The organism is Streptomyces sp. NPDC033229, assembly GCF_055576875.1.
Genome location: NZ_JBVIQR010000024.1, coordinates 50783 through 63686, shown reverse-complemented (window position 1 = coordinate 63686; position 12904 = coordinate 50783). Strand labels below are relative to the sequence as shown.

Here is a 12904-nt window from a genome sequence, read left to right as displayed (position 1 = left end):
CCCGGCTCCCGTGAGCGGGAGCCGGGCCATACCCTCACTACCCCTACGCCGCGGCCACGACCTCCGGCGCCGGCTTCGACGCGGCCGTCCCCGTCGCCGGCTCGAGGGCCAGTTCCAGGACCTGGCGGACGTCCGAGACCGGGTGGACGTCGAGCTTCGCGAGCACCTCCGCCGGGACGTCGTCCAGGTCGGCTTCGTTCCGCTTCGGGATGATCACCGTGGTCACCCCGGCCCGGTGCGCGGCCAGCAGCTTCTGCTTGACGCCGCCGATGGGCAGGACGCGGCCCGTCAGCGAGACCTCGCCCGTCATGGCGACATCCGGGCGGACCCGGCGGCCGGAGAGCAGGGAGGCCAGGGCCGTCGTCATCGTGATGCCCGCGCTCGGGCCGTCCTTGGGGACCGCGCCCGCGGGGACGTGGAGGTGGACGCCGCGCTCCTTGAAGTCACCGACGGGGAGTTCCAGTTCGGCGCCGTGGGAGCGGAGGAAGGACAGGGCGATCTGGGCGGACTCCTTCATCACGTCGCCCAGCTGGCCGGTCAGGGTCAGTCCCGCCGCGCCCGTCTCGGGATCGGCCAGGGACGCCTCCACGAACAGCACGTCGCCGCCCGCGCCGGTCACCGCGAGGCCCGTCGCCACGCCGGGTACGGACGTGCGCCGTTCGGCCGGGTCCTGGGCGGACTCGGGCGTGTGGTGCGGCCGGCCGATCAGGGCGCGCAGGTCGTCCGCGCCCAGGGTCAGCGGCAGTTCCCGCTCGCCCAGTTCGTGCTGGGCCGCGATCTTGCGCAGCAGCCGGGCGACCGAGCGCTCCAGGGTGCGCACGCCCGCCTCACGGGTGTACTCGCCCGCGAGCTTGCGCAGGGCGTCGTCCGCCAGCACGACCTCGCCGGGCTCCAGGCCCGCGCGCTCCAGCTGCCTGGGCAGCAGGTGGTCCCGGGCGATGGTGACCTTCTCGTCCTCGGTGTAGCCGTCGAGGCGGACCAGTTCCATGCGGTCGAGCAGCGCCTCGGGGATCGCCTCCAGGACGTTCGCCGTCGCCAGGAACACCACGTCCGACAGGTCCAGCTCGACCTCCAGGTAGTGGTCCCGGAAGGTGTGGTTCTGTGCCGGGTCCAGGACCTCCAGGAGGGCCGCCGCCGGGTCGCCGCGGTAGTCGGAGCCGACCTTGTCGATCTCGTCGAGCAGCACGACCGGGTTCATCGAACCGGCCTCCTTGACCGCCCGCACGATCCGGCCGGGCAGCGCGCCCACGTAGGTGCGGCGGTGGCCGCGGATCTCCGCCTCGTCGCGTACGCCGCCGAGCGCGACGCGCACGAACTTGCGGCCCATGGCCCGGGCGACCGATTCTCCGAGTGAGGTCTTTCCGACCCCCGGCGGGCCTACGAGCGCCAGCACCGCGCCCCCGCGCCGCCCGCCGACCACGCCCAGCCCCCGGTCGGCGCGCCGCTTGCGCACCGCCAGGTATTCGGTGATCCGCTCCTTCACGTCCGCGAGGCCCGCGTGGTCGGCGTCGAGCACGGCCTTGGCGCCGGCGATGTCGTAGGCGTCCTCCGTGCGCTCGTTCCACGGCAGTTCGAGCACCGTGTCGAGCCAGGTGCGGATCCAGCTGCCCTCGGGGCTCTGGTCGGAGGAGCGCTCCAGCTTGTCGACCTCCTTGAGGGCCGCCTCGCGGACCTTGTCCGGCAGGTCGGCGGCCTCGACGCGGTCGCGGTAGTCGTCGGACTCGTTCTCCGGGTCGCCGTTGAGCTCGGCCAGCTCCTTGCGGACGGCTTCCAGCTGGCGGCGGAGCAGGAACTCGCGCTGCTGCTTGTCGACGCCTTCCTGGACGTCCTTGGCGATGGACTCGGCGACGTCCTGCTCGGCGAGGTGGTCGCCGAGCCACTTCACGGCGAGCTTGAGCCGGGCCACCGGGTCGGCGGTCTCCAGCAGCTCGACGCGCTGGGCGACGGTGAGGAAGGGGGAGTAGCCGGAGTTGTCGGCGAGCTGGGCGACGTCGTCGATCTGCTGGACGCGGTCCACTACCTGCCAGGCGCCGCGCTTGCGGAGCCAGCTCGTGGCCAGCGCCTTGTACTCCTTCATCAGCTCGGTGACCGCGCCGGGCAGCGGGTCGGGGGTGATCTCCTCGATCTGGGTGCCCTCGATCCACAGCGCGGCCCCGGGCCCGGTCGTACCGGCCCCGACGCGGACGCGGCGGACACCGCGGATGAGCGCGCCGGGGTCGCCGTCGGAGAGCCGGCCGACCTGCTCGACGGTGCCGAGCGTGCCGACGCCCGCGTACGTCCCCTCGACGCGGGGCACAAGCAGCACCCTCGGCTTGTTGTCGCCGGTGGCGGCGGCCTGGGCGGCCTCCACCGCGGCCCGTACCTCGGTATCGGTCAGATCGAGCGGCACCACCATGCCGGGCAGCACCACCTCGTCGTCGAGCGGCAGCACGGGCAGGGTGAGCGGTGTGGACGTCGAAGCCATGATCTCCCCTTCGGCAGGCAAGTTGAGTTATACCGACTCAATGCTTCTGATGCCGTTGGTGTTCCCCGGGCGTGGCCGGATTCTGTTCGCTCTCAGCGATCACGCGAAGGGCAGGGCGCGGCAGCGGCTCACGCCGCCGTCGGGAAGGCCCGTCGGTAGTCCGTCGGCGTGATGCCGAAGTGCAGGGTGAAGTGGCGGCGCAGATTGGCCCCGGTGCCCAGCCCGCTGAGCTCGCTGATCTTCTCGACCGACAGTCCGGTCGACTCCAGCAGCGACTGGGCCCGGGCGAGCCGCTGGGTGAGCAGCCACTGGAGCGGGGTGGTGCCGGTGGCGGCCTGGAGGCGGCGGAAGAAGGTCCGGGGGCTCATCCCGGCACGCCGGGCCAGGTCGTCGACGGTCAGCGGCCGGTCCAGGTGCCCGGTGGCCCACGTGGAGTACGGGCGCGAGCCCCTCGTCGTCGGCGGCGGGGACGGACGCCTCGACGTACTGCGCCTGGCCGCCGGGCCGGTGCGCGGGGACGACCAGGCGGCGGGCCAACTGGTTGGCGACGTGCGCGCCGAGGTCGCGGCGGACCAGGTGCAGGCACAGGTCGAGCCCGGCGGTGACCCCGGCGCTGGTGAGGACGTCGCCGTCGTCCACGTAGAGGACCGAGTCGTCGACGTCGACCTTGGGGTACCGCCGCCCCAGTTCCTCGGTGTGCATCCAGTGGGCGGTGGCGCGGCGGCCGTCGAGGATCCCGGCGGCGGCGAGCGCGAAGGCGCCGGCGCACAGGGACACCATGCGGGCACCGCCGTCGGCGGCCCGGCGCAGCGCGGTGAGGAGTTCCGGGGGGAGCTCCCGGCCGCCGTCGACGCAGGCTTCCGGCACCGAGGGGACGATCACGGTGTCCGCGCCGGCCAGCGCGTCCAGCCCGTAGGGGGTGCGCAGCGCGAAGCCGCCCGCGCCGGACGCGGCCTGCGCCGAGTTCCCTCCGGCCGAGCAGAGCCGCAGGTCGTACCAGGGGTCGGCCAGGTCGTGGTGCGGGATGCCGAAGACCGTACAGACGACCCCCAGCTCGTACAGGTCCCAGAAGGGGACGTCGTCGTCGATCACTGCCACGGCCACGGAACCAGCGCTCATGCCCGGCAGCCTATGGCAGGAATTTTTCGACAGCCGTCAGTTCTGCCACTGTCCGGGCGCATCGGACGGTGCGAGCGTGGTCCCACTTGATCGACTTCTGCGATACGCGGGGAGAAACACCATGAGTGTGACCGTTCTCGGCCTGGGTTCGATGGGCACGGCGCTGGCCGACGCCTTCCTGAAGGCCGGTCACCCGACCACCGTCTGGAACCGCTCGGCCGCCCGGGCCGACGCGCTCGTCGGGCGAGGGGCCGTCCGCGCGGAGTCGGTGCGCGACGCGGTCACCGCGAGCGGGCTCGTCGTGATCTGCGTGACGACCTACGACGACGTCCACGCCGTCCTCGACCCCGTCGTGGGCGAGCTCGCCGGCCGCACCCTCGTCAACCTCACCTCCGGCACGCCCGAGCAGGCCCGGGCCGGTGCCGCGTGGGCGGCGGAGCACGGCGCCGACTACCTCGACGGGGCCGTCATGACGACCCCGCCGGGCATCGGGAGCGCGGAGTTCATGCTGCTCTACAGCGGCTCGCCGACCGCGTTCGCCGCGCACCGGACGACGCTGGCGAGCCTGGGCGACCCCCTGGACCTCGGCGCGGACCCGGGCCTCGCCTCGCTCTACGACACGGCCCTGCTCGGCCTGATGTGGTCGACGCTCAGCGGCTGGCTGCACGGCGCCGCGCTGACCGGCTCCGAGGGGGTGCCCGCGGGGGACTTCACGCCGGTGGCGATCCGCTGGCTGACGGCCGTCTCCGGGTTCATGGCCACGTACGCGCCCCAGATCGACGCCGGTCACTACCCGGGCGACGACGCCACCCTCGACATCCACCTCGCGTCGATGGACCACCTCGTCCACGCGAGTGAGGCGGGCGGCCTGGACGTCGGGCTGCCGCTGCTGCTCAAGGCGTCCGTCACCCGGGCCGTCGCCGCGGGCCACGGCGGCGACAGCTACGCGCGCCTGATCGAGGTCGTCCGCGACGGGGGCCGGGCATGAGCGCGCCCGAGACCACCGCGGCCTGGGCCTCTCTCGTCGTCGCGGCGGCCGAGGAGTGCACCGCCGCCCTGGAGACGGAGGCGGCGAAGGACTGGTCCGTGCCCGCCGGGGGCCTCGACTGGTCCTGTCACACGACGCTCGACCACCTGGCGCTCGGCCTCGTCGGCTACGCGGGGCTGCTCACCGCCAAGCCGACCGACCGCTACATCACGCTCTTCGCCTCGCTGGACCCCGGGGCGCCGGTCTCAGCCCGCCTGGAGGGCATCCGCATCGCGGCGTCGCTGCTCGCCGGCACCGTCCGGGGTGCGGGGGCGGGGGACCGCGCCTGGCACCCGTGGGGCCACTCCGACGGGCCCGGCTTCGCCGCCATGGGCGTGGTGGAGACCGTCGTGCACACCCATGACGTCGCGCGGGGCCTCGGGCTCGACTGGAGCCCGCCCGACGGGCTCTGCGCGCCCGCCGTCGAGCGGCTCTTCCCCGGCGCCCCGGAAGGCCATGCCCCCGGCCGCACCCTCCTGTGGTGCACCGGTCGGGGCGTACTGCCGGGGCAGCCACGGCGGGAGCAGTGGCAGTGGGACGGCACGGTCCGCTGAGACGGTGGCGGCCCGACCGGCGACGGCGCTCTTGCGCCCGGCCGCGTCGCGGACCAACGGCACACAGGCCAGACCGGTCAGCAGCGCGATGGGGTGGCCCCAACTGGCGAGGGGGTCGACGAGTTCGATCAGGTCCTGGGCGCACATCGCGCCCGCCACACCGAGCAGGGGCCACTTCCCACGGGGCGGCAGCAGCCCGGACAGCGCGCCGATGCACGCCATCAGCCCGAAACTGATGCCGTAGTCGAGGCGGTGCATGGACTCCGCGGGCAGCCGGCCCACGGCGACGGCGCCCGCCACCGGAAGCTCGGTCGCGAGCGTGGCCAGCACATGGCCGAGCAGGAAGACCCCGGCGGCCCGCGCCCCGCCGACCCGCCGCTCCAGCGCGGTGACGACGAGCAGGAAGGCCACGCCGTAGAGCGAATGGATCCCGCCCGCGATCCACAGGGCGCTGGTCACGAGGACGAACAGCGGCTGCTCGGCGAGGTGCGCCGCGTCGGTGCTGGACTCGCGGAGCAGCCGGTCGACCGTCGCCTGGTCGCCGAAGTCCGTGTAGAGGGCGGTGGCGAGCAGGATCAGCCCGTAGCCGAACGTGAACGGCGTGCCGGTGGGGGTGGGCAGGAGACGCCCGGGACGGCGGAGGCGGGACGGCTGCCGGGGTGACGCGCCGCCGCTCGCGGTCCGCGCACCGGTGGCCGAATCATCGGCGGGATCCACCACGGTCACTCGGCCAAGCCCCTTTCCACCGGGCTCTCCTGGGTATGCGCGGCGGCCGTGCGGCGGACCCCTCGGAAAAGGCCGCGCATCGGTCGCCCTATGAACACTAAGGTGCGCCGTGACCCGCCGGATCACGTCCGGCAGTGACCCCTGTCACCCCTGTCAACTGCATACCCGCGCCCTGCGTCCGCCGAGCATCACCGCCCTCCCGGAGGCCCGCATGACCGTCCCGTACGTCCGGTTTGACCACGACACCGAGGCCGCGCCCGTCACCGTCGAGCGCCGCGAGGGACCGTACGGCGAGGTGGTGCTCAGACGGCGCGGAGGCGGAGACGGGGTGACCGGCGCGGTCTACGAGATCATCGCCAACGGCTGCTTCCTGATGGACACCTCCGACGGCCGTTCCGAACGGCTGCTGGTCGACGCCGCGCTCGCCGCCCTGCCCCCCGAGCGCCCGGACCCGGCGGTCCTGATCGGCGGGCTCGGCGTGGGCTTCTCGCTCGCGCACGCGGCCGCCGAGCCGCGCTGGGGGCGCGTCACGGTCGTCGAGCGGGAGGGCGCGGTCATCGACTGGCACCGCACCGGCCCGCTCGCCGCGATCTCCGCCGACGCCCTCGCCGACCCGCGCACGGAGCTCCTCCACACCGACCTCGTCGCCCACCTCCGCACCTCCGGGGATGGGGGCACCTCCCACGCCCTCAAGGCTGTGGGGGACTATGACGCGCTGTGTCTCGACATCGACAACGGCCCCGGCTGGACCGTCACGGAGGACAACGACGGTCTCTACTCCCCCACCGGTCTCGCGGCCTGCCGGGCGCGGCTGACACCCGGCGGGGTGCTCGCCGTCTGGTCCGCCCAGCCCTCCGCGGAGTTCGAGGAGGCCCTCCGGAATGCCGGGTTCGACGGGGTAAGAACCGAAGAGATCACCGTTGCCCGGGGCGTCCCCGACGTGGTTCACCTCGCGGTCAAGGCCGCGTAGCCGTCCGCCGTCACCTGCCCGTACCCTGCTTGCCACAGTGGCACGACGAGGCACGGGAAGACGCTAGGGGCGGGGCGCATGGAGCACACACACATCGGCCCGAGCGGCACCACAGCCTCCGCCGGGGCTCAGCGACGGGTCCTGGTCGTCGAGGACGACCGGACGATCGTCGACGCGATCGCGGCCCGGCTGCGGGCCGAGGGATTTCACGTACGGACCGCCGGCGACGGGCCGGCGGCGGTCGACGCCGCCGAGGCCTGGCAGCCGGATCTGCTGGTGCTGGACGTGATGCTGCCGGGCTTCGACGGCCTGGAGGTCTGCCGCCGGGTGCAGGCACAGCGGCCGGTACCGGTGCTGATGCTCACGGCCCGTGACGACGAGACCGACATGCTGGTCGGGCTGGGCGTGGGCGCCGACGACTACATGACCAAGCCGTTCTCGATGCGCGAGCTGGCGGCGCGGGTGCACGTGCTGCTGCGGCGGGTGGAGCGGGCCGCGCTCGCCGCGCACACCCCGCGCAGCGGCATCCTGCGCCTGGGCGAGCTGGAGATCGACCACGCGCAGCGAAGAGTGCGCGTACGCGGCACGGACGTGCATCTGACGCCCACGGAGTTCGACCTGCTGGTCTGCCTGGCCAACACCCCGCGCGCCGTCCTCTCCCGCGAGCAGTTGCTCGCCGAGGTGTGGGACTGGGCCGACGCCTCCGGCACCCGGACCGTGGACAGTCACATCAAGGCGCTGCGCCGGAAGATCGGGGCGGAGCGGATCCGCACCGTCCACGGCGTCGGGTACGCGCTGGAGACCCCGGCGGCATGACCGGCCCGCGAGTCGGCGACGGCCGTCGGCCGGGCCTGTGGAGCCGCGTCTGGGCGGCGCTGCGCCCGCTGGACCCCTACCGGTCGGTGAAGGCGGCGCTGGGCGCGCTCGTCATCGGCTCGGTGGTCATCACGACCTTCCTGGTCTTCGTCGCGATCCACTCGGCCACCGAGCTGCGGGTCATCACGATCTTCTCGATCATCGCCTCGCTGCTGATAACCCAGTTCGTGGCGCACGGGCTGACCGCGCCGCTGGACGAGATGACCGAGGTCACCCGGTCGATGGCGCACGGTGACTACAGCCGACGGGTCGGCGGCGGGCGGCGGGACGAGTTCGGCGACCTGGCCAAGGCCTTCAACCGGATGGCGGCCGACCTGGAGGCGGTCGACACCCACCGCAAGGAGCTGGTCGCCAACGTCTCGCACGAGCTGCGCACCCCGATCGCGGGGCTGCGGGCGGTGCTGGAGAACGTGGTGGACGGGGTCTCGGCCGCCGATCCGGAGACGATGCGCACCGCGCTGCGCCAGACGGAGCGGCTGGGGCGGCTGGTGGAGCAGTTGCTGGACCTGTCCCGGCTGGACAACGGCGTGGTGCCGCTGCACGCCCGGCGCTTCGAGGTCTGGCCGTATCTGGCGGGGGTGCTGAAGGAGGCCAGCATGGCGGCCGGCTCCGGTGCCTCGCCGCGCGCCCGCAAGGACGTGCATCTGCACCTGGACGTCCAGCCGCCGGAGCTGACCGCGCACGCGGACGCCGAGCGGCTGCACCAGGTGGTGGCCAATCTGGTCGACAACGCCGTCAAGCACAGCCCCCGGCACGGCCGGGTCACGGTCCGCGCCCGCCGGGGCGAGGGGCCGCAGTCGCTGGACCTGGAGGTCGTGGACGAGGGCCCGGGCATCCCCGAGTCCGAGCGGCACCGCGTCTTCGAGCGCTTCAACCGGGGCAGCTCCGGCCAGCAGGGTCCGGACAGCGACGGGGGCACGGGTCTGGGCCTGGCCATCGCCCGCTGGGCGGTCGATCTGCACGGCGGCAGCATCGGCGTGGCCGAATCACCACGCGGTTGCCGCATCCGGGTCACTCTTCCGGGCGGACCTTGAGAAGCGACTTGACGTAGGGTCGGTGGTGGAAGCACACATTCAGCGGGATGTGAGCGGGAATCGGCGAACCCGGAAGCCAGCGGGAGAAGCGGAACCCCGTCTGCTTCCCGCCACGTCATGCCTCGAAACCCGTCGATGAATGTGACTTAGGCGACGACTGGCCGGGGTGGCCTGCATAGAGTGCCCCGACAGGCGTAGCCTTTATTCCCGCTGTCCATCACCTTGTGAAGCGGAAGAGGGCGGTTGCCGCCGTGTCGCCACAGTCCCCCAACACCTCGAGCGTCTCGACCGACCAAGACGGGCAGGGCAAGAGCCCTGCCGACGTCTTCGGTTCCAATGAGTGGCTCGTCGACGAGATCTACCAGCAGTACCTCCAGGACCCGAACTCGGTCGACCGAGCCTGGTGGGACTTCTTCGCCGACTACAAGCCCGGGAAGGACACGGGGTCGGCAGCCGCCGCCCCGCCCGCCCCCCCGGGTGCCGCGCCCGCCACGCCGGCTGCCCAGCAGCCCGCCGCCGCAGCCCCGGCCGCGCCTGCCGCGCCTGCTCCGCAGGCCGCCAAGCCCGCCCAGGCCGCTCCGGCGCCGGCTGCCGCGGCGAAGCCCGCCGCGCAGGCCCCCGCCAAGGCGGCGCCCGCGAAGGCTCCCGCCAAGGCCCCTGCCGCGTCCGAGGCCCCCGCGGCCGAGGCTCCGCAGGGCCCCGAGTACGTGACGCTGCGCGGCCCGTCCGCCGCGGTCGCCAAGAACATGAACGCCTCGCTGGAGCTGCCGACGGCCACGTCCGTCCGCGCCGTGCCGGTGAAGCTGCTGTTCGACAACCGCATCGTCATCAACAACCACCTCAAGCGGGCCCGGGGCGGGAAGGTCTCCTTCACCCACCTCATCGGCTTCGCGATGGTGCAGGCCCTCAAGGCCATGCCGTCGATGAACTACTCCTTCGCGGAGAAGGACGGCAAGCCGACGCTGGTCAAGCCCGAGCACGTCAACCTCGGCCTGGCCATCGACCTGGTCAAGCCGAACGGTGACCGCCAGCTCGTCGTCGCGGCCATCAAGAAGGCCGAGACGCTGAACTTCTTCGAGTTCTGGCAGGCCTACGAGGACATCGTCCGCCGCGCCCGCGTCGGCAAGCTGACAATGGACGACTTCACCGGGGTCACCGCCTCGCTGACGAACCCCGGCGGCATCGGCACCGTGCACTCCGTGCCGCGTCTGATGCCCGGCCAGGGCCTCATCGTCGGCGTCGGCGCGATGGACTACCCGGCCGAGTTCCAGGGCACCTCCCAGGACGCCCTGAACAAGCTGGGCATCTCCAAGGTCATGACCCTGACCTCGACGTACGACCACCGCGTGATCCAGGGCGCCGCCTCCGGCGAGTTCCTGCGCGTCATGAGCCAGCTGCTGCTCGGCGAGGGTGACTTCTACGACGAGATCTTCGAGGCGCTGCGGATCCCCTACGAGCCGATCCGCTGGCTGCGCGACATCGACGTCTCCCACGACGACGACGTCACCAAGGCCGCCCGGGTCTTCGAGCTGATCCACTCCTACCGGGTCCGCGGCCACGTCATGGCCGACACCGACCCGCTGGAGTACCGCCAGCGCAAGCACCCCGACCTCGACATCACCGAGCACGGCCTCACCCTGTGGGACCTGGAGCGCGAGTTCGCGGTCGGCGGCTTCGCCGGCAAGGCGATGATGAAGCTGCGCGACATCCTCGGTGTGCTGCGCGACTCGTACTGCCGCACCACCGGCATCGAGTTCATGCACATCCAGGACCCCAAGCAGCGCAAGTGGATCCAGGACCGGGTCGAGCGCGGCCACTCCAAGCCCGAGCGCGAGGAGCAGCTGCGCATCCTGCGCCGGCTGAACGCGGCGGAGGCCTTCGAGACCTTCCTGCAGACGAAGTACGTCGGCCAGAAGCGCTTCTCGCTGGAGGGCGGCGAGTCCGTCATCCCGCTGCTCGACGCCGTGCTGGACTCGGCCGCCGAGTCGCGCCTGGACGAGGTCGTCATCGGCATGGCCCACCGCGGCCGGCTGAACGTGCTGGCCAACATCGTCGGCAAGTCGTACGCGCAGATCTTCCGCGAGTTCGAGGGCAACCTCGACCCGAAGTCGATGCACGGCTCCGGCGACGTGAAGTACCACCTGGGCGCCGAGGGCACCTTCACGGGTCTCGACGGCGAGCAGATCCAGGTCTCGCTGGCCGCCAACCCGTCCCACCTGGAGACCGTCGACCCGGTCGTCGAGGGCATCGCCCGCGCCAAGCAGGACATCATCAACAAGGGCGGCACGGACTTCACGGTCCTGCCCGTCCAGCTGCACGGCGACGCGGCCTTCGCGGGCCAGGGCGTCGTGGCCGAGACGCTCAACATGTCGCAGCTGCGCGGCTACCGCACCGGCGGCACCGTGCACATCGTGATCAACAACCAGGTCGGCTTCACCGCCGCCCCGGAGTCCTCGCGCTCGTCGATGTACTGCACCGACGTCGCCCGGATGATCGAGGCGCCGATCTTCCATGTGAACGGTGACGACCCGGAGGCCGTGGTCCGCGTCGCGCGGCTCGCCTTCGAGTTCCGTCAGGCGTTCAACAAGGACGTCGTCATCGATCTGATCTGCTACCGCCGCCGGGGTCACAACGAGGCCGACAACCCCTCGTTCACCCAGCCGCTGATGTACGACCTGATCGACAAGAAGCGCTCGGTGCGCAAGCTCTACACCGAGTCCCTCATCGGTCGCGGCGACATCACCCTGGAAGAGGCCGAGCAGGCCCTGCAGGACTACCAGGGTCAGCTGGAGAAGGTCTTCACCGAGGTCCGCGAGGCGACGTCCGCGCCGACCGCGGCCGAGGTCCCGGCCGCGCAGGCCGAGTTCCCGGTCCCGGTGAACACCGCGATCTCCCAGGAGATCGTCAAGCGGATCGCCGAGTCGCAGGTCAACCTGCCCGAGCACGTGACCGTGCACCCGCGACTGCTGCCGCAGCTGCAGCGCCGCGCGGCCAGCGTCGAGGACGGCACGATCGACTGGGCCATGGGCGAGACCCTCGCCTTCGGCTCGCTGCTGATGGAGGGCACCCCGGTCCGGCTCGCCGGCCAGGACTCCCGCCGCGGCACGTTCGGCCAGCGCCACGCGGTGCTCGTCGACCGGGAGACCGGCGAGGACTACACCCCGCTGATGTACCTCTCCGAGGACCAGGCCCGGTACAACGTCTACGACTCGCTGCTCAGCGAGTACGCGGCGATGGGCTTCGAGTACGGCTACTCGCTGGCCCGCCCGGAGTCCCTGGTGCTGTGGGAGGCCCAGTTCGGTGACTTCGTCAACGGCGCCCAGAGCATCGTCGACGAGTTCATCTCCTCCTCCGAGCAGAAGTGGGGCCAGACCTCCGGCGTCACGCTGCTGCTGCCGCACGGCTACGAGGGCCAGGGCCCGGACCACTCCTCGGCCCGTGTCGAGCGCTTCCTCCAGCTCTGCGCGCAGAACAACATGACGGTCGCGATGCCGACCCTGCCGTCGAACTACTTCCACCTGCTGCGCTGGCAGGTCCACAACCCGCACCACAAGCCGCTCATCGTCTTCACCCCGAAGTCGATGCTGCGTCTGAAGGCCGCGGCGTCGTCGGCGGAGGAGTTCACCACCGGCAGCTTCCGCCCGGTCATCGGTGACGACACGGTCGCCACCGCGGACGTCCGCAAGGTCGTCTTCTGCTCCGGCAAGGTCTACTACGACCTCGTCGCCGAGCGGACCAAGCGCGGTGCGAACGACACGGCGATCATCCGCATCGAGCGGCTGTACCCGCTGGCGGGTGCCGAGCTCCAGGCGGAGATCGCCAAGTACGCGGGCGCGGAGAAGTTCGTGTGGGCCCAGGAGGAGCCGGCGAACCAGGGTGCCTGGCCGTTCATCGCGCTCAACCTGATCGACCACCTGGACCTGGCCGTCGGCGCCGACATCCCGGCCCGGGAGCGGCTGCGGCGGGTCTCCCGCTCGCACTCCTCCTCCCCGGCGGTCGGCTCGGCCAAGCGTCACCAGGCGGAGCAGGCGGCCCTGGTCGCCGAGGTCTTCGACATCTGACCTCGACCGCCCCTCGGGTGACGAACACCGGGCCCCCACCGCCGACCGACGGCGGTGGGGGCCCGGTCCTTTT

The 12904-nt window shown here is 72.1% G+C and carries 7 protein-coding genes and 1 pseudogene; 5 read left to right on the top strand and 3 right to left on the bottom strand.

Features of this window, described 5'->3' with window-relative positions; genetic code table 11:
• Nucleotides 1–43 precede the first annotated feature (43 nt).
• Both lon and ACZ53N_RS21475 read right to left on the bottom strand, forming a co-directional pair.
• The gene (gene lon / locus ACZ53N_RS21480) at nt 44–2464 is read right to left on the bottom strand and encodes an endopeptidase La (protein ID WP_469142427.1); all 2421 of its coding nucleotides are present in this window, start codon (nt 2462–2464) and stop codon (nt 44–46) included.
• Nucleotides 2465–2592: 128 nt separating this feature from the next.
• Nucleotides 2593–3583, bottom strand: a pseudogene (locus tag ACZ53N_RS21475) (GlxA family transcriptional regulator).
• A gap of 121 nt (nt 3584–3704) precedes the next feature.
• On the opposite strand from ACZ53N_RS21475, the gene ACZ53N_RS21470 reads away from it, so the two are divergent.
• The gene (locus ACZ53N_RS21470; RefSeq protein ID WP_469142426.1) at nt 3705–4571 is read left to right on the top strand and encodes an NAD(P)-dependent oxidoreductase; all 867 of its coding nucleotides are present in this window, start codon (nt 3705–3707) and stop codon (nt 4569–4571) included.
• A gap of 245 nt (nt 4572–4816) precedes the next feature.
• Here the strand turns inward: ACZ53N_RS21470 and ACZ53N_RS21465 are convergent, their stop codons facing one another.
• Nucleotides 4817–5890: a rhomboid-like protein gene (locus ACZ53N_RS21465; protein ID WP_469142425.1), complete on the bottom strand. Its 1074-nt coding sequence runs from the start codon at nt 5888–5890 to the stop codon at nt 4817–4819.
• 211 nt (nt 5891–6101) lie between these two features.
• Between ACZ53N_RS21465 and ACZ53N_RS21460 the strand changes: the two genes are divergently transcribed.
• From ACZ53N_RS21460 to ACZ53N_RS21445, 4 genes are all read left to right on the top strand, one after another.
• A complete protein-coding gene (locus ACZ53N_RS21460) occupies nt 6102–6860 on the top strand; it encodes a spermidine synthase family protein (RefSeq protein WP_469142424.1) in 759 nt (252 codons plus the stop codon).
• A 78-nt stretch (nt 6861–6938) separates the two neighbouring features.
• Complete coding sequence (locus ACZ53N_RS21455) at nt 6939–7676, top strand: response regulator transcription factor (RefSeq protein ID WP_469142423.1); 738 nt, start codon at nt 6939–6941, stop codon at nt 7674–7676.
• Entirely contained in the window at nt 7673–8770 is a 1098-nt protein-coding gene (locus ACZ53N_RS21450; RefSeq protein WP_469142422.1) for a sensor histidine kinase, read from the top strand. Before ACZ53N_RS21455 ends, ACZ53N_RS21450 begins: the two co-directional genes overlap by 4 nt.
• Before the next feature lie 251 nt (nt 8771–9021).
• Entirely contained in the window at nt 9022–12831 is a 3810-nt protein-coding gene (locus ACZ53N_RS21445; protein ID WP_469142421.1) for a multifunctional oxoglutarate decarboxylase/oxoglutarate dehydrogenase thiamine pyrophosphate-binding subunit/dihydrolipoyllysine-residue succinyltransferase subunit, read from the top strand.
• The last annotated feature ends 73 nt before the right edge of the window (nt 12832–12904 follow it).